Origin of the sequence: Bernardetia sp. MNP-M8 (assembly GCF_037126285.1) — a bacterium.
In the GTDB taxonomy this organism is placed as follows: domain Bacteria; phylum Bacteroidota; class Bacteroidia; order Cytophagales; family Bernardetiaceae; genus Bernardetia.
On sequence record NZ_CP147012.1, the window covers coordinates 4,453,021 to 4,478,109 of the forward strand.

Consider the following 25,089-nt stretch of genomic DNA (forward strand, 5'->3'; position numbering starts at 1 on the left):
AAGAAGTAAATGAAAACATATCTTCAGAATTTCGTTAGACTAAATAGTTTTAAAAATCTGTATTAAAAAAGACATGCACATCCACAAAATAAATTCAAACTCACAAGAACATCGAAGTTTCTTATCTCAAAATAGAAAAGACCCAATTACTGGAGATTCTATTTTAGAAAGTGATGAGGTGGTTTTTTGTGCAGGTTGTAAATCTGTATTTTTATGTGATACGTGGGAGTATTTGGGAAAACGACATTGTGGACAGAGTGGAACTTTGATTGATTTTCCTTTACAACAAGCTATTCATATAAAATTAGATAACGAAATTCTATTTTATAAATCATTACTTACAAACGGAGAAAGCCTATTTAACATACCTAGTAAGGCTAAGAAAAAACCTTGGTTGTATGAAGAAAACTTTTTATCAGCTTATGATAAGTTTCAAGAGAGTAATATTAATACAGGTTTATTTATATTTTTAGTTAGTCTTGTTTCTCTAGCTCTATATTTTTTCACAAGTAACTTCTTCATTTTTCTATCAATACTAGTAATATTGTTGTTATTACTAATTGTAGGAAGAATTCACGATTCATATTATATAAAAAAGGTAAATCTAAAGTATAAGAAATTCTATAGTAATACATTTTATATTTCCAAAAAGACAGTAGGTTTTGTAACAAAATATGGTGAAAAGCAATATACTTTACCTGTAAGATATATTGAAAAGGTAGTTTTTCGTCATACAGGACACAAAGCTAAAAACAAATATTTTAAAATTTATTATAAGGTGGAAGGCGTTGAAAAAACTGAACATGTTACTTGCTACTTATCTGATGATACATTTGAAGACCCATTTTCATTATTTGATTCTATACGTTTTTTATCCCAAAACAAAGATATACAAGTTAAGATAGAGAGCATAGAAGAGGATACAATTAATCATCTTAAAAAATTAAATCAAAAATGGAGTACGAACTTTTCTATTTCTTATTTACTTCATAACAATTTATTTTTATAAATGCACATTCACAAAATAAACCCAAACTCACAAGAACATCGAAGTTTCTTATCTCAAAACCGAAAAGACCCAATTACAGGCGATTCTATTTTGGAAGGCGATGAGGTAGTTTTTTGTGCAGATTGTAAATCTGTATTTTTACGTGATACGTGGGAGTATTTGGGAAATCAGCATTGTGAGCAGAGTGGAACTTTGGTTGATTTTCCTTTTAATTTTACTAACCTAACAATTCAAAAGACAGATCTTATTTTGTTTTATGAACAATTGCCACTAGAAGGACAAAAGAAAGGAAGTAAAATTCCTAGTAGATTAGATCCGACTATATGGAAATATAAAGAAGGAGAGTTAGCTAGTTATGAATATGATTTTTATCTTACTCCTATTTTTTATGCTGTTATTGCCTTTGGATTTGTAATGGGAATTATTGGTTGTATATTATTGGAATCATTTTTTCCTATTAGTGGTTCAGTTATTTTTTCAATATTATTGACGTTAATAGCAGCACAAGAAGAAAATACACAAGCAAAAAAACTCAAAACAGCTCACAAATATTTTTATGATAATGTTTTCTATATTTCTAAAACAGGAATAGGTTTTAGTAGGAGATATGGACGACAAGAATATATTTTATCGATTGCTTATATTCATTCATTAGAATTTCAATTTTCTTATTCTTTTTTTGCTTCTAATTATTGCATCATTGAAGATATAAACGGAAATAAAACAAAGTTTTTGATTACTAACTATTTAGAAGAAAATAAAACCACACAATTTTTAGAAGCACTACACAGTATGAATCAAGAAGCTATTTGTTCTATCAAAATACAGATAGAAGATAATGCGCTGCTTTGTAATATATTAGAAAATGAAATACAACAAAATGGTTATGCTATTTCTATTTTAAGAAAATAAAATCAAATGCACATTCATAAAATAAATCCAAACTCACAAGAACATCAAAACTTTTTAGCACAAAACCGAAAAGACCCAATTACTGGAGATTCTATTTTGGAAGGCGATGAAGTGGTTTTTTGTGCAGGTTGCAAATCTGTTTTTTTAAAAGATACGTGGGAGTATTTGGGAAAACAGCATTGTGAGCAGTACAAAACATTGATTGAATTTCCATCTACAATTATAAAAATAAATTTAACATCGAAAGAAGATATTCTGTTTTATGATTTTTTACCTCTTAAAAAAAATGAAATAAATAATGTACCACATACTGTAAATTCAAAATTATGGAAGAAAAAAAAAGGAAAGCTATCTAATTACAATTACTTTTTTCATAAGAGTCCTCTTTTTCTTGTATTAGTTTTATTGTCTTTTGTAGTTGCTTATGTATTTTATTCTATGATTAGTAGTTTGTTACCTTTTTTAGGTTCTGTTATTTTCTTGATAATTATTTATTTTATTGGAGAAATAGAACAGAACATTCAAGGTAAAAAGTTAGACAGTGTTCATAATGAATTTTCAGATGATGTTTTCTACATATCTAAAAAAGGCATAGGCTTTAGTAAAAAATTTGGAACGAAAGAGTTTCTATTAGGATCTGATTGTATTCATTCTTTAAAATTTTATTTCTCTTCATTTTATGAGGATAATTTTTGCGTTATTCAAGATAAAAGTGGAGAGATAACAAAATTTGCAGTTATGAATCCACTAAAAGAGGACAATGAAACTATTTTTTTAAAAGCATTAAGTATGTTAACTGATAATTTTTCAATTTCAATTTACCTAAAAGTTTATAGTGATTATACTGCTTATAATAAATTGGAATTTATAATAAAAAATAACAATTATAAGATTAATATTTATAAAAAATAATCGATGCACATCCACAAAATAAACCCAAACTTACAAGAACACCAAAGTTTCTTATCTCAAAACCGAAAAGACCCAATTACTGGAGATTCTATTTTGGAGGGCGATGAGGTAGTTTTTTGTGCAGGTTGTAAATCTGTGTTTTTACGTGATACATGGGAGTATTTGGGAAATCAGCATTGTGAGCAGAAAGAAACATTGATTGAATTTCCTATTTATAATACTCTTCATTTAGAAATAGAAGATGAGATTTTATTTTATCATACAAGTGGTTTGAGAAGTGATGGAGTTGATATTCCAAAATTAGTAAAAAAAAGTCCTTGGCGCACTAAGCGTAGAATACTTTCTCCTTATCAATATTTCTTAACAGGTTGGAGACATATTTTGCTTATTGTATCAAATTGGATTTTGATTCTACTTGTAGCTATTTTATCTGCTAGTTTTGTAATAACTTCTATTATGCTTCTTCCTTTGGCTATATCTATGTTTTTACCTTTAATTCATGATAGTTATTACGGTTCACAACTTTCGTCTATTTATAAAAATTTTAAATACAACACTTTTTATCTAGCAAAAAAAACAATAGGTTTTTCAACTCCTTATGGTCAAAAAGAGTATATATTATCTGCTGAACATATAGAACAGATAGTTTTCTATCAATCTACAGGTTTTCTTGCTGATAATTTTTTTGAAATTCATTTTAAAAATAATGAAGTCTATGAAAAGGTAAAGTGTAGATTACCAGAATCAGTATATAAAAATTCAGCACAAATTTTTCAAGCTCTTGAAGCCTTGTCTATGTCTGCATCTTTTACTATTAGAATAAAAAGTACAAATGAAGATATAGTTTATCATGCACAAAAAATGGTTGATGAAGGAAATAAGAACGTTATCCGAACAAATACGTAAGAAATATAAATGCACATCCACAAAATAAACCCAAACTCACAAGAACATCGAAGTTTCTTATCTCAAAACCGAAAAGACCCAATTACTGGAGATTCTATTTTGGAGGGCGATGAGGTAGTTTTTTGTGCAGGTTGTAAATCTGTGTTTTTACGTGATACATGGGAGTATTTGGGAAAACAGCATTGTGAGCAGTACGAAACATTAGGCAAATTTCCTATTCAAAAAGAAATTCGTTTAAAGGTAGAAGATACTGTTTTGTTTTATACTGCGCTACCAAAATCAGGGAAATCTCAAACGAGTATTCCAAGAAAAGCAAAAAAAGAACCTTGGATGAAGAAATCTCAAAATATATCTCCTTACCAAGAGGTTTTGCATCATCCTTTTATGAAGTTTGGTAAAATTGCTGCTTTTTTATTGTTTTACGTCCTATTTGTCTCAAAACTAAACTCCTCTTTTTTTCCATTAATTTACGTGCCTTTTATATTAGAAGCTATGATTTGGATACATGATTGGCACTATGGAAAAAAAATAGAATCTGTCTATCAACATTTTAAAAATAATACATTTTATATTACCAAAAAATCAGTCGGTTTTTCAACTCAGTATGGAATAAGTGAGTTTGTATTGCCAGCCGAACAAATAAATGAAATCGTGTTTCATGAGAAAGATAATTTTTTGTCAAATAGCTATTGTCAGATATATTATCAAAAAGATGGAATGATTAAAGATTTAAAATTCAATATAGATAGTGGTATTTTTACTAATTCTAGTACTCTTATTTCAGCTCTCAACTCTTTATCTATCAATCGGAATGTGCCTGTGCGAATAGAAAGTCGCAAAGAAAATACATTATTTTATGTAAACAAAATGATTGCAAATGGGAATTCTAATTTTCTGATTTCAAATCGATAATCAATTTAATTTGCTATATTCAAACTAAAAAATAATCACAAATTTATCACAACTCATGAAAAAAATAATTTTTCAATTTATCTTCATATTTCTTTCTGTTTTTTGTTGCCAAACTGTTTTTGCACAAAATAATTTTCTCTATAAAAGAGAACTAAAAGGAATACAGCAAAGCAATCAAACAGAATGGTACAAAATAAATGTACCTATCCAAGTCATAGAAAAAATAAATACTGATTTTTCAGATATTCGAATTTTTGGTGTAACTAATTCTGATACATTAGAAGCTCCATTTCTTACTAGAAAAATAATGCAAAAGTCTGAAAATCAGGAAGTTGATTTTAAGATAATTAATTCTTCCAAAAAAGAGAATGCCTATTTTTTTACTTTAGAAAAAGATAACACTACACGTCAAGAAGAAGCAACAAACTTAATAAAACTAGATTTTGAAAATACTAATTTTGACTGGAGAGTAAAATTAGAAGGAAGTCAAAACCAAAACGAATGGTTCGAAATTTTGAATGATTATCGTATTGTTTCTATCCAAAATGAATTTACAGAATACAAATTTACACGCCTTATATTTCCAAACTCAAAATACAAATATTATAGAATTAAATTATCAGATAAATCTGAAAAACAAAGTCAAAATGGTTTTAAGAATAATGAACCAAAGCTGAATTCAGCAAGCGTCTTTTTACAAAAAACAATAGAAGGAAATTTTGAAGGTTTAGAAATTAGTTCTAAAAATATTGAAGTAAATAAAGATAAAAAACAAACTATAATTGATATAGAATTAACTCATTCTGTTCCTATTGATTTTCTTTCTTTGGAAGTAAAAAATGATTTTGATTATTACAGAAATATTCAAATTAAATATTTGTTAGACAGTACCATAACTGAAAAAGGTGTGATTTATAATTTTGTTACGCTTCACACAAGCACTCTTTCATCAATAGAAAAACAAAATGGTAGTTCAAGTTTTTTTATTAATTCTAATGAAAAATCTAAAAAATATCAAATCATTATTGATAATCAAGACAATCAACCGTTAGATATTGGACAACTAGAGATTAAAGGTTATATCAATCAGATTTTTACACGAGTGAGTCCGAGCGACAAAACAATTTCTTATTTTTTAATGTATGGAAATGAAAGATTGCAAAAACCTAATTATGATATTGTTCGTTTTCAAAATACAATTCCTACTGATGTCACTTTGTTAGAATTGGATTCAGAACAAAAAATACCACAAAAAGAAGTAGAAAAAGTAACACCACTTTTTGAAAATTCGCTTTGGTTGTGGGTACTTATGGGAACAATTATTTTAGTTTTGACAGTCTTTACTTTCAAAATGATGAAAAAATAAACTTTAAATCCTCGTTTGACGGTTATAAACCTCAACTACGGTTACAAATAAAATTATGGAAAAAACACTTAATAAAGTAGTCAATTCGTCAGTCGTTACCTTTGATTTGGAAGATTTATATCCAAAAGGGGAAAGAATTACGTATGATTTGAAAATGAATCTTTTTCAAGAACTTATCTTGAGAGAAAAGGATTTTAGAGAGTTTGTCAAAAATCATGATTGGAAACAATATGAAGACAAGTTTGTAAATATAGTTTGTTCAGTAGATGCAATTGTGCCGATGTGGGCATTTATGGTTGTTGTTTCAAATATTCAACCTTATGCCAAAAAAGTAGTTATAGGAACAAGCGAAGAACTAGAAAGCGAGCTTTATAGAGATATTTTTCAAACTTTTGATTGGCAACAATTTGAACAATCAAAAGTTGTTATCAAAGGATGTAGCAAAATTCAGATTCCGAATTATGTCTATGGAGAAGTTACTCGCAGACTTGCACCTATTGCAAAACTGATTATGTTTGGTGAGGCGTGTAGTAGTGTTCCTGTTTATAAGAAACCTAAAAAATAATTACGAATTACGAATTAAAAATTACGAATATTTCAATCAAAACGAATTGTGTGCCTGTAAATTTATAGTTTTTAAATCGTATAAAGCATTTTTTATTATTTCATTTTTTTAATCATAAATTTCAATTTTTATTATGACACATTTCAAAGGAAAAGTAGTTTATCAAGATTTAGAAGGTGGTTTTTGGGGAATTGTTGCCGAAGATGGCACAGAATACAAACCTGAAAATTTAGCTCCTGAATTTCAAAAAGAAGGCTTAAAAGTAGAAGTAAAAGCTGAAGAAGCTATGGGGTTTGGCATTTTTATGTGGGGAACACCTATACAAATCAAGGAATGTAAAAAAATATAGATTTTATTTTTCTAAACCCTAAGGCTCTTCAAGAACCTTAGGGTTTTTTTAATTGCCATTTCTTGGGTCTCCACAAGCTAAATTATTAATACATAATAATTTATACTTTCAAAGCTCTTTTGTATAGTCCGATTGTGTTTTCTAGTCCTAGATAAAGAGCATCACAAACAAGCGCATGACCAATAGAAACCTCTTGTAAATAAGGTAAATGTTTGGCTAAATAATTTAGATTATCTAAATCCAAATCGTGTCCTGCATTGATTCCTAAACCTAACTTGTGAGCAAACTCTGCACAGTGAACATACTTTCGAATTGCTTTTTCAGGACTTTCTTGAAAGTTTTTTGCATAACTTTCTGTATAAAACTCTATTCTATCTGCACCTGTTGAGGCAGCAGCTTCAATAAACTGGTCTATTGGGTCGATAAAAATAGAAACCCGAACTCCTAGAGCCTTCAAATCAGTAATTACTTCTTTGAGATAATCTTGGTGTTTTATAGTGTCCCAGCCTGCATTAGAAGTCAAAACTCCATCTGAGTCAGGAACTAAAGTCGCTTGTGTAGGTTTTATTTCTTTTACAATTTCTAAAAAACGTCCTTGTTGTGGATTTCCTTCAATATTAAATTCTGTTTTGACAATTTTTGCAAGTGCAAAAGCATCCTCATAACGAATATGACGCTCGTCTGGACGTGGATGTATTGTAATTCCTTGCGCTCCAAAACGCTCACAATCTTGTGCTACTTGTATCAAATCTGGATTGTTGCCTCCTCTTGCATTTCGCAGAGTTGCAAATTTATTGATATTTACGCTTAATTTAGTTGAGTTCATTTGGCTATATTTTATTGTGATTGAGTTGTAGCTTTTTTGATAGAGAGATAACTATTCTGAATTATACTGATGTTCAAAATTACTCTTTTTATCTGCATCAAACAATATTTGCATCAGACAAAATACTTGTTCATGAACTATGTAGAGAATTACTAAAAGAGTTAAGACTTTTTTGTATTTTAGAGATTCAAATACTCATCACTTCATAATGCTTAATTCTCTTGTTAAAATACCATATTCGTCTTCATTTTGTAATTTGGCTTTCTAGTCTTGTTCCTTTGGTAGTCAATCAAATTCATTTATCAGCTACTGAACTTGTTTTTTATCGAACTTCAATGGCTGTAGTATTTTTGGCTATTTGGCTTTTAGTTATTAAAAAGTTTAAATGGACAGGTAAAAAGACTTATTTTTTGATGGGAACTGGAATCCTAACTTTTGCTTATTGGACATTAATTGTTCTTTCGGCAAAACTAGCAAATGAAGCTGTTTGTTTGATTGGACTTGCTACAATTCCTCTTTTTGTTAGTATTTTGCGACCCATTTTGGGAAAAGGAGCTTTATCAGTGGGTGAAATAATTACAGGACTAAATGCTATTTTTGGAATCTATATAATTTATAGCTCTGATTTTGATTATGGTTTAGGCTTTTTTTTAGCTCTTTTAGCTGCTTTTTTTGGTGCATTGGTTACTATTTTTAATGCAGATTTAGTAAAGCAAGAAGACTCTTTAGTTATTACCTTCTATCAAATGTTAGGAGCAAGTATTACAGCTTTTCTTCTCTTGCTTTTTTCTACGTTTTGGGGAGGAATAGTAAGTGATTTTATTCCTGTAAAATGGAGTTTGACTTGGCGAGATTTTATATTGATATTTAGTTTAGCACTGGGAGTTTCTGTCTATGCGTATAGCGAATCAGTACGATTAATGAAGTTTTTGAATCCTTTTACAGTAGCTATGGTGGGAAATTTAGTTCCTCTATATGGTATTGTTAGTGTAATTATTTTATCTTATTTCATTAGTTCTGTTGAGGCTTCAAAAATGGATATTTATTTCTATGCAGGTGGCATAATACTGATTTCGGCTGTTGTAGCTCGTCCTTTGGTTATATGGTATTTTGAAATATATGAGGTTGATAAAAAAAATAAAATAAGTAAATAATCATTTGATTAACAAAAAATGAAAGTTTATCTATTTCATAAATCTCATTATAAAAGTTGTTTCTTTATCCTGTTTGCTTTCTACCCAAATTTTGCCATATTGTTTCTGAGTTGTGTCATTTTTGTCTTTACTTTCTACAAAATGTGCCTCTACAATTCGTTTAGCGATGCTTAATCCTAAACCTGTTCCTTTGGGTTTTCGATTATTTTTGTCTCTAATTTGATGGAATTTTTCAAAAATAGAAACTTGATTTTCTTTTGAAATTCCTTTTCCATTGTCTTTGATGCTTATTTGCCAAAAGTCAGATTCAATTTGGGTTATTATTTTGATAGTATAAGGAGGAAATGCTATGTTATTTTTTTCATTTACTCTTAAATCTATTCTATCAATAGGAATTTCATTTTCATTAAATTTCATGTGGCTAATTGCATTTGAGACTAAATTAATTAGAGCCTGTTCGATACGCTTTTCGTCTGCTTTTACTGTTGCTTTTTCTTTTAATGAATTTTGTGGCATAAAAATCATTTCTAAATCAATGTTTTTTTCTTTTGCCAAAGGTTGCATTATCGTATAGACACGAGAAATCAATTTTATCAAATCAAATTCCTTGAGTTCTAAAGGCAACGTATTATTTCTAGCATGATTATCAAAACTTTCTATATCTAAAATTTCATTTATCAAAAGACTAAGCCTTTCGCATTCACCTACTACATTTTCCAAAAAGTTTTGTCTTTCATCTTGTTCTAAATCTGGATTTTGATGAACAATTTCGGAAAGCGCACGAATTGCTGTAATGGGTGTTCTGAGTTCATGTGTAACCGTTGAAATGAAATCATCTTTTATTCTGTCTTGTTCCTTCAATTTTTGATTTGAAGTTTCTAATTCTTGTGTCAATCGTTTGAGTTCGTTTGATTTTTGACGCAATTCTCTATTTGTAGAAAGAACATTTTGAGATTCTTTTAAAATGGTAATTACTTCTTCCATCGCCACCGTTTCTTGTTCTTGCAGAAGCGAAGAAACCAAAATACGAGCTGAAACCGAACCTACAACACTAGAAAGCATACGTTCGGCAAGAGTCAGAAGGCGAGAGTCTGCCAAAACAATTTGTGCTTCATTTAGAAATTCATCAGTTTTTATTTTTTTTTCTTCTGTATTCGTTTTTTGATAATTTTCTAATAAAAAAGTAGTTCGTTTTTCTCCTAAAAAGCTATTCAATAATTCTTTTACCTCTGAAAAATAAGCCTTTCCTTTCCATAAAACAGCACTTTCAAAACGATTGGAGTATTTAAAAATATCGACAAAAATTTCAGCTTCATTTCGTTCTGTTGCTGATTGAACACTCATGACTGAAACAACAACATAAAAAAAACTATTTAGAAAAAGTGACCAAAACACACTCTGAGAGATAGAATCTAAATAATCCATTCCAAAAAGAGCATTCGGATTTAATAATTTTAGAAAAGCAGAATCCGAATTCCAATAAATAGGAAAATAACCACTTTGAGCAAAAGAAGGCAGAATTAGTGTATAAGCCCAAATCAAAAAACCTATAACAATTCCTGCAAAAGCACCATTTTTAGTTCCTCTTTTCCAAAAAATACCTCCAAAAAAAGCAGGAGCAAGTTGAGCTATGGCAGCAAAAGAAACCATCCCCACCGAAACAAGCGAAGAAAATTCGCCAATTACTCTAAAATAAAAATAGGAAAGAAATAGAATAAATAAAATTCCGAGCCTTCGAAACCATTTTATAGTAGTAATGGCTTTAAAATTAGGATTTTTCCAGTCAAAATCTGAAACCCAGTTTGGAAGCAATAAATTATTTGAAATCATTGTACTCAATGCAGCCGTAGAAACGATAATCATACTTGTTGCAGCTGAAAAACCACCTATATAAGAAAACAAAGCTATTTGTGGAAACTCAGAAGCTAAAGGCAAACTTAGCATGAACATATCGGAATTGAATACAGAACTTGTTCCTTCAAACCAAATTCTGCCACCTAAAGCAATCGGTAAAACCAAAAAATTGATAACCAAAAGGTAAAGTGCAAAAATCCACATGGCAGGAAGAATGTGTTTTTCATCTTCATTTTCTACTACCGAAACTTGAAACTGACGAGGCAAGAGAAAAATAGCTAAAGCCGATAAGAGCAAATACCAAAACCATTCTCCACTATTTTTTTGATGTTGAATAGTAGTGAGTTTTTGTAAATCTACATGCAGTGCTGTTTTTTCAAAAATATCAATTATTCCGTCAAACATTCCATAGACAATAAAAATACCTACTCCTAAAAAAGTCATTAATTTAATAATAGATTCGAAGGCAATGGCAGCTATCATTCCTCTATTTTTATTGTCACTTTGTAAGTTGCGAGTAGTAAAAAGCATCGTAAAAAAACCAAGAATAAGGGTGGCATAAAAAGCAGTATCGCTTATCCAAAATTTAGTAGAATTTTGACTAGAAGTGGTAAGAACTTCAATACTCATTGCAATAGCTTGTACTTGAATTGAAATATAAGGAACAATTCCAAACACACACAAAATAGTAATCAGACGACCTAAAGCAATACTTTTTCCGTAGCGAGCCGAAATAAAATCAGCAAGTGTAGTAATTCCTTTTGCTCTACTAATTCGGATTATTTTACGCAAAACAAGCCACCAAACAGGAATAGTTAGCAAAGGACCTATATAAGTAGTCAGAAAACCCAGTCCAGAAGTTGCTGCTTGTCCAACACTTCCATAAAATGTCCAAGCCGTACAATAAACACCCATAGAAAGGGCATAAATAATAGGTTTGAAAAAACTACTTCCTAATTTTTGGTCAGAAGTAGAAGTTAATTCTTTATCTTTCTTTGTTGCCATTGTCCAAAAAAATAGACTTCGGTATTCTGTCCAGTAAGCCACACCAAACAAAAGACCTAGATAAGCAATAGAAATAATAAAAAGTAGAAGTTCGGAATACACGATAAAATATAATTTATTTTGCTCAAAATTTAATTATTCATTGAATTACTATAGTAATACAAACAGTTTTCCAATCAATACGTTTGATTTAGATAGAATTACTATTAAATTGAATATCAATTTATAAAAAAACTCATTAAAATTACTTTAAAACACCAAATTTTCCTAAATCTATGAAACGTATTTTAATTGCTGACGACGAACCTAATATTTTACTGTCTTTAGATTTCTTGATGCGAAAAAGTGGCTATGAAGTTTTTGTAGCACGAGATGGAAAAGAAGCTGTTGAGATTATCAAAAATAAAAAACCTGATGCCGTAATTTTGGATATTATGATGCCTGAAATGGATGGCTATGAAGTTTGTCAGTTTATCAGAACTCATGAAGAATTAAAAACTACAAAAGTAATTTTTCTATCAGCCAAAACCCAACCTGTTGATATTGAAAAAGGACTTAAAATGGCAGATTCGTATATTACAAAACCATTTTCCACGAAAGATATTGTTAATGAAGTGAAGAAATTGGTTTGATTTTGTGTAGTTGGTGAGACACCAACAACGGCAAAAGATTGAAAAAATATCAAATACTAAAAAAGCAAATGCAATCTACGTTTAAAATAGAAGACAAATTTACAGTTAAAAATGATGTTTATATACTTGCAAGTATTGTTGGAGACATTTCAGAGTATAAACTGACGGAAAATTCAACATTAGGAGGTATTCCTATAAAACCCTTTCTTACTATACCAAGAGTAACAGATAAAAATGGAAATCCAAGATTTGATTTATTCGGCTTTTGTCTAAAAAGTAAAAATGATTTAGAAAAAGTAGAAATTGGAAAAGTAGTACAGCTTATTTTCTAAAAAAAGGAAGAACAACTCAAAAAGAGCGTTCTTCCTCAATATCCGACATAACACAGTTTCAGCGTTTCCAATGATAAATAATAAATATCAAAAGAATAACCGAAACAAACCACACACCAAATAGGTAAAAGAAGGCTGTCGGAACTTTCTCCACCCATTTTATCTTATTGAACATTCCCAATAGTGGATAATTGAAAAGAACAACCATTAGTGCAGTCAAAATCAATAAATTGCGTGTTAATTTCATTCAGTTAGCAGTTATCAGTAAACAGTTACCAGTTAAATACAATTTCTTTAACTGCGTAATAAATTTTATTATAAAAACATTCAAATTATCAGTTACCAATAAGCGTATTCAACTGATTACTGGTAACTGATTACTGATAACTGTCTAGTGGTCAACGGCTGCACCAGCACCACGAGGCAAACGAATATCTTCTACAATGTCCTGTACTTCTTGTGGAGGTGGAGGTGTAAATTTACTTACAGCTAGAGATACAATTACATTGAGTATCATTCCAACTGTTCCAATTCCTTCAGGAGAAATTCCGAAAAGCCAATGTTCAGGAATATTTAAGTTAGGGGAAATAAATTTGAAATAAACGATATAAACAATCGTAAAGACAAGTCCTACTACCATTCCTGCAATTGCTCCTTCTTTATTCATTCTTTTGTAGAAAATCCCCATTACAATAACAGGGAAGAATGAAGCTGCTGCTAGTCCAAAAGCAAAGGCGACTACTTGTGCTACAAACCCTGGAGGATAGATTCCGAAAAGACCTGCAATAATAATAGCTACAGCTGCTGCAATACGGGCAGCTACAAGTTCACCTTTTTCAGAAATATTCGGCATTACTACTTTCTTCAATAAATCATGCGAAACAGAAGAAGAGATTACTAAAAGAAGTCCTGCTGCTGTTGAAAGTGCTGCTGCTAATCCACCTGCTGCTACAAGAGCAATTACCCAGTTGGGAAGATTTGCAATTTCAGGGTTAGCAAGAACCATAATATCTCTATCAATTTCCATTTCATTTCCTTTGTATCCTTTTGCAGCGACTTCTGCTAAAAAGGCTTCATCTTTACTTTTGTCATTGTAATATTGAACAATTCCATCACCATTTTTGTCATCGTATTTAATAAGACCAGTCTTTTCCCAGTTTCCTACCCAAGCAGGCATTTCAGAATAGGGTTTATTACTTATCGTATTAATTAGATTTGTACGAGCAAAAGCAGCAATGGCAGGAGCAGTTGTATAAAGAATAGCTATGAAAATAAGGGCATAACCACCTGAAATACGAGCATCTTTTACACGAGGAACAGTAAAGAAACGAACAATCACGTGTGGAAGTCCTGCTGTTCCTACCATTAAGGCTGCTGTAATAAAGAAGACATCTATAGTACTTTTTGAACCATCAGTATAAGCTGCAAAACCAAGTTCTTGATTGAGTCCGTCTAGTTTATCTAAAAGATAGGTGTCTGTTCCTGCTAAAGTCCCTCCAAAACCGAGTTGAGGAATTATAGTATCTGTCATTTGAATTGAAATAAAAATGGCAGGAACCATAAAAGCGAAAATCAAAACACAATATTGGGCTACTTGGGTATAAGTAATTCCTTTCATTCCACCCAAAACAGCATAGAAAAATACAATACACATTCCGATAACTACTCCCCACTCAACAGAAACTTCTAAGAAACGAGAGAATACTACTCCTACTCCACGCATTTGACCAGCTACATAAGTAAAAGAAACAAAAAGCGCACAAATTACGGCTACCAAACGAGCTGTATCTGAATAATATCTATCTCCTACAAAGTCAGGAACAGTAAATTTTCCAAACTTTCGTAGATAAGGGGCAAGTAATAATGCTAACAGCACATAACCTCCTGTCCAGCCCATTAGATAAACTGAACCATCGTAGCCACTAAAGGAAATAATTCCTGCCATAGAGATAAATGAAGCTGCCGACATCCAGTCTGCTGCTGTGGCAATTCCGTTAGCAAGTGGAGAAACTCCTCCTCCTGCTACATAAAACTCTTTTGTCGAACCTGCTCTTGACCAAATGGCAATACCAATATAGAGGGCAAAAGTAATTCCGACGATAATATATGTCCAAACTAGAATACTCATAGTAATTGAAATTTATTTTGTGTGGTGTGTATTTTTTTATAATTAATCTCGTTGGTGGAGAGACCAACAACGGCTAAGAAAATATTGCTTGTGAGGGTACAAACAAAGGATAAAAAGAGGACTTGAATCGTAAGTTAAGAATGGTAATTTGTATTTAATTTATAATTTACCATTCATCATTTACAATTACTTCTCATCTACATCAAATTCTTTATCTAGCTTGTTCATCAGCCAAACATAGACAAAAATCAAGACGACAAAAATGTAAATTGAGCCTTGTTGAGCGAACCAAAAACCGAGTTTGAAACCTCCTATTTTTATTCCATTAAGTGCATCGGCAAACATAATTCCTGCACCATAAGAAACTATAAACCATATAATAAGTAGAATAGTCAGATAGGAAAGATTTTTTTTCCAGTATTTATCCATACTTGCTTTGCTGTGGTCTTTGTCATTTTTCATAATTATTTTCAGTTATTAGTAAACAGTTACCAGTCATCAGTGAAATACAAACTGAAACCATTTATTTTTGTGTGTGTGAATTGATTTTTAAAAAATAGAGTTAAGGTAAGTTATAAATTATTAATTGTGAATGGTAAATGAAATATTTTCTTGAATGGTGAATTATAGATAAATTAGTAATTTGTATTCATTCATAATTTACCATTCACAATTTACAATTAGCATTTTATAGCCAAATATGTGTTTGAAGGATAATTTCTCCTCGTGTGGTATCTAAATTTCCTGCTGCATAAACAGGACGTTGAGAATATTGTAGCGTAATTTTGGCATGATGAGAATTAATGAAATAATTTGCTCCAATATCAAACTGTGAAGAAGGGTCGTTTAAGGCTTCAAAGTTTTTGTAAGTAAAGGCTGCAAAAGGTTGAAATTGCGCTCCATTTTTAAATTTTGCAAATGCATAACCAGCTTGTGTATAAGAAATTGTACCTGTTCCGATGGTAGGTTGTGTATTTCCTCCCCCTCCAGAAATATTCATAATTCCTACATTGCGAAGATAATTATCACCAAAATCATAGCTATAAAAAGCTGAATAAGCTGTAAGTCCACCTTTTCCCATTGGTAACTCTAAGAAGGCATCAACTGCAAAAAGTGAAATGTCTTTTAATTGAGCTTCTGTTTGTCCTGCTTTTTTTACGGCTGTTGCTTCTGGGTGATAATGAAATCCTGCTCCAATATTAAAAATCTTTTTGCTTCCCATATATGTTCCTACAAAATAAGGTAGCTTATTAGATTCTTTATCAAAAAATTGATAATTAAAATATCCTTGTACGGCAGTGTTATCATTCAAAACATTTCTTGCAATGCCATCATCTGCCAAATCATTTGCTAATCCACCTGATGCAAAAGGTTTATTAAGTGCGATGCGATAGTCAAAACCACCAATTTTTCCTTTTGCATAAATTCCAAACTGACGAGCAAATTGGTCTGTCAATTCAATCGTTGCCCAGTTAAAAATAGGTGCATCAATTGTTAAAAAATTGAGTGTACTGGCATTTGTCATTCTTGAAATGCCATTCCAATAATGAAGTCCTGTTCCAATATAAAGTTGGTCAGCTACTTTGTATTCTGTCCAAGCATCATGCATAAAAATTTGTGGTTTTTTTCCTGTACCTCCTGTAACTCCTCCATTTACAAAGGTTTGATTATTCAGTCCAAAATGAGTAAGTATTAAAAAACGAGGAGAAATTTGAGCGTACATCAAGACACGAGAGCGACGAAGACCAATATCAAATGTATTGTCTGAAGGGTTTCCTGCTAAATCCACGCTATTAGGATTATTTTGAGTAGAACGAACCCAGAACTGATGCCAAGTAAGAAAACGTATATATTTATTCCCACTATCATCTAATTTAAGAGTTAGAGGTTTATAAGAGTGGTCAATTTCTTGTTTTTCTTCTGTTTTTTCTTGAGCGAATAAATTTTGGCTAAAACAGAGTAAAACCAAACAAAATGCAATCAATATTAATTTTAATAGTTTCATTATGTGGTAGGTTTGTGTGTATGTGAAATTTTATTTTGTGTTTTGTTCCTCAATGATACACACAAGCCGACCTAATAGCCAAATGGTGGGTTGTTTTATGTTAAATGAAAGATAGCTAAGTAATTAAATTGTAAATGATAAGTGGTAAATTATAAATGGAATACCTTTTTGAGTTATGAAGAAAAATTTAGTAATTTATATTTTTTTATAATTTAATTCATCACTTATAATTATTTTATTATGCATTCTAATAATCCTGTTAGAGATAAAAGTTTTAAATTGGCTGTCAGAATAGTTAAATTATATAAGTTTTTAGTAGAAGAGAAAAAAGAGTATACCTTATCCAAACAACTATTAAGAAGTGGAACAAGTATAGGTGCTATGGTAAGAGAAGCCGAACATGCAGAAACAAAAAAAGATTTTGTTCATAAAATGTCAATTGCTCAAAAAGAAAGTAATGAAACATTATACTGGTTAGAACTACTTAGAGAAACAGATTACTTGACTGAACAGCAATTTGAAAGTCTATATAAAGACGCAAAAGAAGTAATTAGCATTACCACAAGCATAATAAAAACAACGAAGAAAAATATAAATAATAAATGAAATACTATGATAATATGGCTTTGTATTCGTTTATAATTTATCACTTACAATTTATCATTTGTTTTAAAGGCGTTCCCACTTGATTATCATAAACTTATCTCCCAAAGGGGTTATCAAAATACTAGAATCTTCTAACGCATTTTTTTCGGCTAGAAATTCTAATAATTCGCTGTGTTTCAATATTTTATAAGTAGGACGGTATTCTCTCATTTTTGGACGAGAAATTTTATATTCTTTCACCCAGTTCATTACAGATACATGACTTACTCCAATAATTCGTTCTATTTCTCTGTATGAAAGTCCTTCTAAATAAAGCTGTAAAGCCTTGACTACATAGTAATTATCGATACGTTTGCCGTCCTTCTGAACGGTAAAATAATAAGTACATGATTTACATAAAAAACGCTGTTTTTTGCGTATTGTGCCACTTTTTATAACTTGATTGCTTTGGCAGCGTGGGCAATCTGGAACTTTGAAAGTATTCATAATATAGTATTTAAACCCTAAGGGCTTTTAAAAACCCTTAGGGGTTAGTACAATTTTATACAATTTAATCAAAAAAAAAGAACTATCTAAAATTTACTTTGCATAGCTATATCAATTTTGCATAGCTATATCATTTTAGCAGAGTATGTTTTGTGGCTTTTAAGAAAAACTATACTTTGCTAAAATACTATATTTTTTTAGGGAAACCGTTTTTATTTTTTTAGATTGTGTAATAATTTGTATTACAGGCTTAACCAAGTCTGTGATAAAGTAAAAAATAATTTCAACTCACAGACTAGAAATCTGTGCAATATAAACCACACACAATCATGAGAATTAGAACCTTAGAAGATTATAGCACAGCCTATCGAAAAAGTGTAGAAAATCCTGAACGTTTTTGGGAAGATGTAGCAGAAACTTTTTCTTGGCACAAACGCTGGAACAAAGTTCTGGATTATAGTTTTGAAGATTATTATGTAAAATGGTTTGAAGGTGCAAAATTCAATATTACAGAAAATTGCTTAGACAGACATTTACTCACAAAGGGCGATAAAGTAGCCTTAATATGGGAACCTAACAGTCCAGATGAAGACGAGATAGAATTTACTTATAAACAGTTACACGAAAAAGTATGTCAGTTTGCCAATGTTTTGAAAAATAATGGAGTTGAAAAAGGAGATAGAGTAGTTTTATATATGCCAATGGTGCCAGAGTTAGCAATTGGTGTTTTGGCTTGCGCTCGTTTGGGTGCTGTTCATTCAGTTGTTTTTGCAGGATTTTCTTCTTCTGCTTTGGCTGATAGAATTAATGATGCACAAGCAAAAATAGTTTTGAGTTCGGATGGAAATTTCAGAGGAAATAGAGTATTTGAAGTAAAAAATGTAGTAGATGAAGCTCTTTCAACCTGTCCTTCTATCGAAAAGCAAATTGTTTTGAAACGCACCAATTCAGATGTAACTATGAAAGAAGGTAGAGATATTTGGTGGCACGAACAAACAGAAAAAGCTGACCCATTTTGTCCTGCAACTATTATTGATGCCGAAGATCCTTTATTTATTCTTTATACTTCAGGTTCGACAGGAAAACCAAAAGGAGTTGTTCATCATGCAGGTGGCTATATGGTTTATGCAAAATACAGTTTTGAGAATGTTTTTCAGCTTCAAGACGATGATGTTTATTGGTGTACAGCTGACATTGGTTGGATTACTGGTCATTCCTATATTGTTTATGCACCTCTTTTGTCTGGCTCAACCACAATGATGTTTGAAGGAACGCCTACTTTTCCAGATGCAGGTCGTTTTTGGGAAATTGTAGATAAATATAAAGTTTCTATTTTTTATACTGCTCCAACAGCTATTCGTGCGCTACAAGCACAAGGTTTGGAATATGTAAATAAATATGATTTGTCTTCTTTGCGTGTTTTGGGGACAGTTGGCGAACCTATCAATGAAGAAGCGTGGCATTGGTATCATCAGCATATTGGAAAGGGAAATTGTCCGATTGTAGATACGTGGTGGCAAACTGAAACAGGTGGAATGATGATTTCTAACATGGCAGGAGTAACACCAAACAAACCGACTTGTGCAACACTTCCACTTCCAGGTATTCAGCCTGTTTTATTAGATTCAGAAGGAAATGAAATTGAAGGAAATAACGTAGAAGGAAATTTATGTATAAAATATCCTTGGCCTAGCATTTTGAGAACCACTTATGGTGACCATGAACGCTGTAAGCAAACTTATTTTTCTACCTACAGAGGTTATTATTTTACAGGTGATGGCTGTAAAAGAGACCATGATGGAATGTACAGAATTTTGGGAAGGGTAGATGATGTAATCAATGTTTCTGGACATAGAATGGGAACGGCAGAAGTAGAAGATGCCATCAATCAACACGAAGATGTCATTGAATCAGCAGTTGTGGGTTATCCTCATGACATAAAAGGACAAGGAATTTATGCTTTTGTGATTTGTGATGAAAACTCTAGTAAATCTCATGAAGAATTAAGAACCGAAATCTTACAAACAGTTTCACAAGAAATTGGAGCGATTGCCAAACCTGAAAAAATTCAAATCGTTTCTGGGCTTCCAAAAACTCGTTCTGGAAAAATTATGCGTAGAATTTTGAGGAAAATTGCAGAAGGAGATATTTCTAATTTGGGAGATACTTCTACACTTCTTGACCCAGAAGTTGTGAACGAAATAAAAGAAGGCGCAGGATTAGCTGTATAGGCATTTATAACTTACAACTCATAAAAAAAGCAACTTCTAAAAGAGGTTGCTTTTTTTGTTCCAACAATTAAAAAAGTAATTAGAATTACTAATTTAGAAACTAGATGAGAAAAATGTATTTTAGGTTGCTTTTATAACTTAAATAAAATTATTTCTAAAATAAAGATAATATTTAGTATATTTATGCTATACTTACTACTATAAAAAAATGAAATTTTATCTTTCCAGTTTTTATAAAATATTTTTATTCTTTTTACCTATTTTTTTCTGTTGTGTTCCGACAACTATTTTTGCTCAAACAATAGTTTTAGATGATGAAAAAGAAATTTCTAGCCTAGCAAGTTCACTTTCGTATTATGTTGAAGGACAGAATGAAAACTATACAATACAGGAGGTGTCAAGTCAAAGTTTTAATCAAAAATGGCTTCAAAATCCTGCTGAACATCTCAATTTGGGTTATAATTCTAAAGTAATTTGGCTCAAAATAGAAATAGAAAATCACAGTAAACAAGAAGATTGGAATCTTATATTGGACTTACCTTATATTGATAGTATTTATTTTTATGAGCCAGTTATTAAATCTGATACTAAAGTAGAGAATAACACTTCTAATTCTAAAAGGAAAATTATACAGACAGGTTGGCATTACCCTTATAATACCCGTACTAATTTAGAATCTAACGGTTTCGTATTTCCTTTATATCTTTCTCAAAATCAGAGTGGAATTTATTATTTGCGAACTCAGTCTACCAATCCTGTTCTTTTCCCCATTTCTATTACCAAACAGAAGCAAGCAATCCAACAAAGCCAAGATAATCATATTGGATATGGTATCTATTTTGGAATCTTGTTAGTTATTTGTTTGTATAATCTAATTATTTTCATAATGGTTAGAGATATAAGTTATTTATATTACGTAGCTTCTATTGTATTTACTTTTCTTATATTTGGTGGAGTGAGTGGTTATTTGTTTAAGTATATTTATCCTAATTATCCAGAAGTAAATTTCTATTTAGTGCGTCTTGCTATGATAGGAATCGTTTATGCGACAGGCTTATTTGTACTCAAGTTTTTAGAAGTTAAAAAATATAGTGTACTATTTTACAGGTATTTTCTATTCATTTTTGTACTTGCTTTTGTAGCTCTTATCTTAGATTTTTCAGGATATAGCTCTTCTATCAATAATATAGTCAAATTACATTCTTTTTCTTTGTTAGTTGTCGGTATTTATTGTTGGGTAAAAGGAAATAAAGTGGCTTATATCTATACTTTTGCTTGGATAGGATACACAACAGGAGGTTTAATGATTACACTCCGAAATAGTGGTTCATTACCTATTAATTTTTGGACGACACATGGTGCTGAAATAGGTTCAGCTTTAGAAGTGGTTTTGCTTTCAATTGCACTTGCAGAACGCTACCGAATTATGAAGAGAGAAAAAGAAATTGCTACCAAAAAAGCATTGGCATTAGAACAAAGAACAACTCAAGAATTAGAAGAAAAAGTAAATGAACGCACCTTAAAACTCAATGAAAGTAATGAAGAATTAGCACAAATCAATGAAGAATTATCTATAAACATTGAAACTGTTGAAAAACAAAAAACAGAAATTGAATCCAAAAATCAAGATATTACAGCCAGTATAAATTATGCTAAACGTATTCAAGATGCTATTTTACCTTCCCAAAGTTCTATTCAATCAGCTTTTACAGATTCTTTTACACTTTATTTGCCCAAAGATGTAGTAAGTGGAGATTTTTATTTTTTCTTTAAGAATCCAAAATATATTTTTTTAGCTGTGGCTGACTGTACTGGACATGGCGTTCCAGGGTCTTTAATGGCAATGATTGGAACAAATCTTTTGAGAGAAAGCATTGTAGAAAAACAAATGATTTTACCCTCTGAAATTTTGATGAATTTACACGAGGAAATTGTATCTACACTAAAACAAAAAGAAACAGGAAATCGTGATGGAATGGATATTTCTCTTTGTGTGATTAACAAAATGGAAAACAAAATCTATTTTTCAGGAGCTAAAAACCCACTCATAAGTATAAAAAATGAGGAAGTTACAGAACATAAAGGAAGCCGATTTAGTATTGGAGGTTCTATCAAAACAGAAGGAATTAATTTTGAAGATAAAATAATAGAAATTGATAATCAAACTTCTTATTATATGTATTCTGATGGATATCAAGATCAGTTTGGAGGAGAAAGTAATAAAAAATTTATGCGAAAAAATCTTAAAAACCTTTTGCAAACCATTCACAAATTACCTTTTCAAGAACAAAATAATATTTTAGAAACGACACTTTCTAAATGGAAAGAAATTGCTCAAGCTCCCCAAATTGACGATATTTTAGTAATGGGATTCAAAATCTAATGTAAAATGCTATATGGTAGAATCTGCAATAAATTGTAATGCTAAATCTCTTCCTTTTTTAATACAATCACTTACCGAAACACCTCCAAACCAGTTTGCACAAATATAAATATCTGATTTTTTGAGTCGTTTTAATTGTTTTTCTACTTTTAAAAGCTGTTCATCATATTGTGGTACAGATTTATCCCAGCGTGTAAATTGCTGAATAATAGGGTCATTTTTTATTCCATAAATCTGTTTTAATTCTTCTGTATGTCGTTTCAAAATTTCCTGTTTGGGTAATTCTGCATTTTCTTGCCACTGTCTTCCCCCCACAAAACCAGTAAATAAAACTTCATCTTTGGGCGCACGCCCCTCAAAAACACTACTACTCCAAATTGTTCCTGCCGAAAAAAGGTCTTCTACTTTTGGATGTAACGCTCCAAAACCATCTAAATCAAAATCTACATCTTCTTTTTTGAAAATACTATGAATCAAACACATAGTCGGATAATGAATATCTCTAATAGTAAGAGCAAGTTTTTCAAAATGAGGTTCTAACAAATTAGCTGTTATTGAGGGAGGAGTCGTTATAAAAACTTTATCAAATTCTAGACTTTCAATTTCTCTTTTCCCTCTTTTTTCGCTTTCTATTTCTAAAACCCAACGTCTATTTCTGCGTTCTATAAAATCACTATTTTTGATTGAAACAACAGTATGATTGAGTTGAACATTCAAATTCTTAGCTATATGTTTTGCCAATGATTGCATTCCATTTTTGAAAGAAACGGATTGTTTTCTGCTTCCAGATTTATTTTTTATGAATCCTTTCAATACTGAACCATGATTTTGAGCATATTCTGTTAGTTGAGGAAAAGTATATTTGAGCAAAAGTTGATAAGCATCAGCTGCATAAATACCTGTTACAAAAGGACTGACAGCATAATCGACAACTTCTTTTCCAAAATGATTTTCTAAAAATTCGCCTACTGTTGTTTTTTCATCTAATTCCTCTTTTTTATAGGATAGTTCTTTAAAAATTTTAGCTTTTGTCTTTGTAGAAAAAAAAGAGCCAAATAACAATCCTTGTGGAGAAGTAGGTAATTTTTTTGGTTTTCCATCACGCACAATAAAGCGGCTTTTACTTACTTTATTTGCATAAACAAGTTCGTTTGCAAAACCTGAATTTTTGATAAACTCAAAAATTTCATCATCCATTAATAATGAATTTGCCCCTCTTTCAAGCAAATAGGCTTTATTTTTTCCCATCTGTATAGTTTTCAAATAGCCTCCTACTTCGTTGCTAGATTCAAAAATTTGATAAGGGATATTTTTTTGATGTAAATGCCAAGCTAATGAAAGTCCTGAAATACCTGCGCCAACGATTGCTATCATTTTAAAAAGTGGAAAAAATGAAAATTATTAGGATAGAATTAAAATTAACCTACGAAAATAAAGAGTTATTTTCTAAGAAACAAAATTAGTAAATTTATAGCCTCAAAAGCTATTATATTATAATACAAAAAAAGCAATAAATAATGACAAAACAGCGCAAACTTTTATCTCAATATCATCCAGTTTTATATTTTATATCAGTTTGGGAAAAAAGAATACGAAGACAAATAAGTTGGTTAGTAGATTCGAAAATATATACTCAAGAAAAGCAAAGTGAAAAATTAGCTTTCAGAGTGAAAAAGCATCAATCTAAGTTACTTAAAAAACTAGGCGACTCAGATATGCAGTTACAATATAATAAAGTAAAAAATTTAGAAATTGTTGTAGAAAAAATCAATGGAACACTCATAAAACCCAATGAAACTTTTTCTTTTTGTAAAACAGTAGGATTACCAACCAAAAAGAAAGGCTATAAATTGGGAATGGAACTCTCTTTTGGCGAAGCAAAAACAGGAATTGGAGGTGGAATTTGTCAAAGCTCAAATTTATTGCATTGGTTGGCTTTGCATTCTCCTCTTACAATAAATGAAAGACATCATCACAGTTTTGATCCGTTTCCTGATGATGGGCGTGTGTTACCTTTTGCAAGTGGTGCAACTGTTTTTTATAATTACCTAGATTTCCAGCTTACTAATACGACAAATTATACCTTTCAAATCAATCTTTGGCTAACTGATAAACTTTTAGAAGGTGAAATACGAATTAATGAAGAATTAGATTTTGCTTATCATGTCTTTGAGAAAAATCATAAGTTTTTAAAGCAAAAAGGAGACTTTTTTAGAACAAATGAAATATGGAGAAATAAAATATTAAAGTTTCAAAGTGGAAAAATAGTTGATACAGAATTGATTACAAAGAATTTTGGACGGGTAAAGTACAAACCTCAAGAGTACGAAAGTGTAGAATGAGCTAACAAAATCAACATAAACAGTTCTCTTGTAAGTAAAAATTGTATTTAAGTGGTATATAATTTAATTATTTGTAATAAAAATTACTTGTAGTTATTAATATGAAATAAAATTTTGCTTTTTTAAATTAATTCAAACTATTGTGCTGTGAGTTACTAAATTATTTGTGCAATA

The 25,089-nt window shown here is 30.7% G+C and carries 23 protein-coding genes; 15 read left to right on the forward strand and 8 right to left on the reverse strand.

Going from position 1 to position 25,089, the window contains the following annotated elements; genetic code table 11:
• Positions 1 to 73: 73 nt before the first annotated feature.
• The 8 genes from V9L04_RS18005 (at position 74) to V9L04_RS18040 (ending at position 6,931) form a co-directional block, all read left to right on the forward strand.
• Positions 74 to 1,009: a hypothetical protein gene (locus V9L04_RS18005; RefSeq protein WP_338791309.1), complete on the forward strand. Its 936-nt coding sequence runs from the start codon at positions 74 to 76 to the stop codon at positions 1,007 to 1,009.
• Positions 1,010 to 1,921 carry a hypothetical protein gene (locus V9L04_RS18010; RefSeq protein WP_338791310.1) on the forward strand — a complete coding sequence of 304 codons (912 nt, stop codon included), beginning with the start codon at positions 1,010 to 1,012 and terminating at the stop codon, positions 1,919 to 1,921.
• Between the two features lie 6 nt (positions 1,922 to 1,927).
• Positions 1,928 to 2,833 carry a hypothetical protein gene (locus tag V9L04_RS18015; protein WP_338791311.1) on the forward strand — a complete coding sequence of 302 codons (906 nt, stop codon included), beginning with the start codon at positions 1,928 to 1,930 and terminating at the stop codon, positions 2,831 to 2,833.
• 3 nt (positions 2,834 to 2,836) lie between these two features.
• Positions 2,837 to 3,739 carry a hypothetical protein gene (locus V9L04_RS18020; RefSeq protein ID WP_338791312.1) on the forward strand — a complete coding sequence of 301 codons (903 nt, stop codon included), beginning with the start codon at positions 2,837 to 2,839 and terminating at the stop codon, positions 3,737 to 3,739.
• A 9-nt stretch (positions 3,740 to 3,748) separates the two neighbouring features.
• Complete coding sequence (locus V9L04_RS18025) at positions 3,749 to 4,651, forward strand: hypothetical protein (protein ID WP_338791313.1); 903 nt, start codon at positions 3,749 to 3,751, stop codon at positions 4,649 to 4,651.
• 55 nt (positions 4,652 to 4,706) lie between these two features.
• The gene (locus V9L04_RS18030) at positions 4,707 to 6,017 is read left to right on the forward strand and encodes a hypothetical protein (protein ID WP_338791314.1); all 1,311 of its coding nucleotides are present in this window, start codon (positions 4,707 to 4,709) and stop codon (positions 6,015 to 6,017) included.
• 55 nt (positions 6,018 to 6,072) lie between these two features.
• A complete protein-coding gene (locus V9L04_RS18035; protein WP_338791315.1) occupies positions 6,073 to 6,582 on the forward strand; it encodes a DUF2480 family protein in 510 nt (169 codons plus the stop codon).
• 133 nt (positions 6,583 to 6,715) lie between these two features.
• Positions 6,716 to 6,931: a hypothetical protein gene (locus V9L04_RS18040; RefSeq protein ID WP_338791316.1), complete on the forward strand. Its 216-nt coding sequence runs from the start codon at positions 6,716 to 6,718 to the stop codon at positions 6,929 to 6,931.
• Between the two features lie 100 nt (positions 6,932 to 7,031).
• Here V9L04_RS18040 and V9L04_RS18045 read toward each other — a convergent pair whose 3' ends face one another.
• Positions 7,032 to 7,757 carry a pyridoxine 5'-phosphate synthase gene (locus tag V9L04_RS18045; RefSeq protein WP_338791317.1) on the reverse strand — a complete coding sequence of 242 codons (726 nt, stop codon included), beginning with the start codon at positions 7,755 to 7,757 and terminating at the stop codon, positions 7,032 to 7,034.
• Between the two features lie 221 nt (positions 7,758 to 7,978).
• Between V9L04_RS18045 and V9L04_RS18050 the strand changes: the two genes are divergently transcribed.
• On the forward strand, positions 7,979 to 8,911 hold the full coding sequence (locus V9L04_RS18050) for an EamA family transporter (RefSeq protein ID WP_338791318.1): 933 nt from the start codon (positions 7,979 to 7,981) through the stop codon (positions 8,909 to 8,911).
• A gap of 30 nt (positions 8,912 to 8,941) precedes the next feature.
• Here the strand turns inward: V9L04_RS18050 and V9L04_RS18055 are convergent, their stop codons facing one another.
• Entirely contained in the window at positions 8,942 to 11,872 is a 2,931-nt protein-coding gene (locus V9L04_RS18055; protein WP_338791319.1) for a sensor histidine kinase, read from the reverse strand.
• A 173-nt stretch (positions 11,873 to 12,045) separates the two neighbouring features.
• Here V9L04_RS18055 and V9L04_RS18060 point away from each other — a divergent pair, with 173 nt between their 5' ends.
• The gene (locus tag V9L04_RS18060) at positions 12,046 to 12,402 is read left to right on the forward strand and encodes a response regulator (RefSeq protein ID WP_338791320.1); all 357 of its coding nucleotides are present in this window, start codon (positions 12,046 to 12,048) and stop codon (positions 12,400 to 12,402) included.
• Between the two features lie 68 nt (positions 12,403 to 12,470).
• The gene (locus V9L04_RS18065; protein ID WP_338791321.1) at positions 12,471 to 12,734 is read left to right on the forward strand and encodes a hypothetical protein; all 264 of its coding nucleotides are present in this window, start codon (positions 12,471 to 12,473) and stop codon (positions 12,732 to 12,734) included.
• 58 nt (positions 12,735 to 12,792) lie between these two features.
• Here the strand turns inward: V9L04_RS18065 and V9L04_RS18070 are convergent, their stop codons facing one another.
• The 4 genes from V9L04_RS18070 to V9L04_RS18085 all read right to left on the reverse strand — a co-directional run bounded on the left by V9L04_RS18070 (position 12,793) and on the right by V9L04_RS18085 (position 16,867).
• Positions 12,793 to 12,981, reverse strand: coding sequence for a hypothetical protein (locus tag V9L04_RS18070; RefSeq protein WP_338791322.1), 189 nt, complete (start codon positions 12,979 to 12,981; stop codon positions 12,793 to 12,795).
• Positions 12,982 to 13,125: 144 nt separating this feature from the next.
• A complete protein-coding gene (locus V9L04_RS18075) occupies positions 13,126 to 14,862 on the reverse strand; it encodes a sodium:solute symporter family protein (protein ID WP_338791323.1) in 1,737 nt (578 codons plus the stop codon).
• A gap of 186 nt (positions 14,863 to 15,048) precedes the next feature.
• Entirely contained in the window at positions 15,049 to 15,324 is a 276-nt protein-coding gene (locus V9L04_RS18080) for a DUF4212 domain-containing protein (RefSeq protein WP_338791325.1), read from the reverse strand.
• Between the two features lie 226 nt (positions 15,325 to 15,550).
• Positions 15,551 to 16,867, reverse strand: a complete 1,317-nt coding sequence (locus V9L04_RS18085; RefSeq protein ID WP_338791326.1) for a porin — start codon at positions 16,865 to 16,867, stop codon at positions 15,551 to 15,553.
• 240 nt (positions 16,868 to 17,107) lie between these two features.
• Between V9L04_RS18085 and V9L04_RS18090 the strand changes: the two genes are divergently transcribed.
• Positions 17,108 to 17,473 (forward strand): four helix bundle protein, encoded by a 366-nt coding sequence (locus V9L04_RS18090; protein WP_338791327.1) that lies wholly within the window; start codon positions 17,108 to 17,110, stop codon positions 17,471 to 17,473.
• A gap of 63 nt (positions 17,474 to 17,536) precedes the next feature.
• On the opposite strand, the gene V9L04_RS18095 is transcribed toward V9L04_RS18090, so the two are convergent.
• Positions 17,537 to 17,959 carry an IS1 family transposase gene (locus V9L04_RS18095; RefSeq protein WP_338791328.1) on the reverse strand — a complete coding sequence of 141 codons (423 nt, stop codon included), beginning with the start codon at positions 17,957 to 17,959 and terminating at the stop codon, positions 17,537 to 17,539.
• A 329-nt stretch (positions 17,960 to 18,288) separates the two neighbouring features.
• Between V9L04_RS18095 and acs the strand changes: the two genes are divergently transcribed.
• Both acs and V9L04_RS18105 read left to right on the forward strand, forming a co-directional pair.
• Complete coding sequence (acs, locus tag V9L04_RS18100; RefSeq protein ID WP_338791329.1) at positions 18,289 to 20,190, forward strand: acetate--CoA ligase; 1,902 nt, start codon at positions 18,289 to 18,291, stop codon at positions 20,188 to 20,190.
• 208 nt (positions 20,191 to 20,398) lie between these two features.
• Positions 20,399 to 22,573, forward strand: a complete 2,175-nt coding sequence (locus V9L04_RS18105; RefSeq protein ID WP_338791330.1) for a 7TM diverse intracellular signaling domain-containing protein — start codon at positions 20,399 to 20,401, stop codon at positions 22,571 to 22,573.
• Between the two features lie 9 nt (positions 22,574 to 22,582).
• Here the strand turns inward: V9L04_RS18105 and hemG are convergent, their stop codons facing one another.
• Positions 22,583 to 23,947, reverse strand: a complete 1,365-nt coding sequence (gene hemG / locus V9L04_RS18110) for a protoporphyrinogen oxidase (RefSeq protein WP_338791331.1) — start codon at positions 23,945 to 23,947, stop codon at positions 22,583 to 22,585.
• 143 nt (positions 23,948 to 24,090) lie between these two features.
• On the opposite strand from hemG, the gene V9L04_RS18115 reads away from it, so the two are divergent.
• Positions 24,091 to 24,915, forward strand: coding sequence for a VanW family protein (locus V9L04_RS18115; protein WP_338791332.1), 825 nt, complete (start codon positions 24,091 to 24,093; stop codon positions 24,913 to 24,915).
• Positions 24,916 to 25,089 lie beyond the last annotated feature (174 nt).

Bases quoted from the DNA above. Each gene is read 5' to 3' on its own strand.
- V9L04_RS18005 (WP_338791309.1), top strand. From the start codon at position 74: ATGCACATCCACAAAATAAATTCAAACTCACAAGAACATCGAAGTTTC.
- V9L04_RS18010 (WP_338791310.1), top strand. From the start codon at position 1,010: ATGCACATTCACAAAATAAACCCAAACTCACAAGAACATCGAAGTTTC.
- V9L04_RS18015 (WP_338791311.1), top strand. From the start codon at position 1,928: ATGCACATTCATAAAATAAATCCAAACTCACAAGAACATCAAAACTTT.
- V9L04_RS18020 (WP_338791312.1), top strand. From the start codon at position 2,837: ATGCACATCCACAAAATAAACCCAAACTTACAAGAACACCAAAGTTTC.
- V9L04_RS18025 (WP_338791313.1), top strand. From the start codon at position 3,749: ATGCACATCCACAAAATAAACCCAAACTCACAAGAACATCGAAGTTTC.
- V9L04_RS18030 (WP_338791314.1), top strand. From the start codon at position 4,707: ATGAAAAAAATAATTTTTCAATTTATCTTCATATTTCTTTCTGTTTTT.
- V9L04_RS18035 (WP_338791315.1), top strand. From the start codon at position 6,073: ATGGAAAAAACACTTAATAAAGTAGTCAATTCGTCAGTCGTTACCTTT.
- V9L04_RS18040 (WP_338791316.1), top strand. From the start codon at position 6,716: ATGACACATTTCAAAGGAAAAGTAGTTTATCAAGATTTAGAAGGTGGT.
- V9L04_RS18045 (WP_338791317.1), bottom strand. From the start codon at position 7,757: ATGAACTCAACTAAATTAAGCGTAAATATCAATAAATTTGCAACTCTG.
- V9L04_RS18060 (WP_338791320.1), top strand. From the start codon at position 12,046: ATGAAACGTATTTTAATTGCTGACGACGAACCTAATATTTTACTGTCT.
- V9L04_RS18065 (WP_338791321.1), top strand. From the start codon at position 12,471: ATGCAATCTACGTTTAAAATAGAAGACAAATTTACAGTTAAAAATGAT.
- V9L04_RS18070 (WP_338791322.1), bottom strand. From the start codon at position 12,981: ATGAAATTAACACGCAATTTATTGATTTTGACTGCACTAATGGTTGTT.
- V9L04_RS18075 (WP_338791323.1), bottom strand. From the start codon at position 14,862: ATGAGTATTCTAGTTTGGACATATATTATCGTCGGAATTACTTTTGCC.
- V9L04_RS18080 (WP_338791325.1), bottom strand. From the start codon at position 15,324: ATGAAAAATGACAAAGACCACAGCAAAGCAAGTATGGATAAATACTGG.
- V9L04_RS18085 (WP_338791326.1), bottom strand. From the start codon at position 16,867: ATGAAACTATTAAAATTAATATTGATTGCATTTTGTTTGGTTTTACTC.
- V9L04_RS18090 (WP_338791327.1), top strand. From the start codon at position 17,108: ATGCATTCTAATAATCCTGTTAGAGATAAAAGTTTTAAATTGGCTGTC.
- V9L04_RS18095 (WP_338791328.1), bottom strand. From the start codon at position 17,959: ATGAATACTTTCAAAGTTCCAGATTGCCCACGCTGCCAAAGCAATCAA.
- acs (WP_338791329.1), top strand. From the start codon at position 18,289: ATGAGAATTAGAACCTTAGAAGATTATAGCACAGCCTATCGAAAAAGT.
- V9L04_RS18105 (WP_338791330.1), top strand. From the start codon at position 20,399: ATGAAATTTTATCTTTCCAGTTTTTATAAAATATTTTTATTCTTTTTA.
- hemG (WP_338791331.1), bottom strand. From the start codon at position 23,947: ATGATAGCAATCGTTGGCGCAGGTATTTCAGGACTTTCATTAGCTTGG.
- V9L04_RS18115 (WP_338791332.1), top strand. From the start codon at position 24,091: ATGACAAAACAGCGCAAACTTTTATCTCAATATCATCCAGTTTTATAT.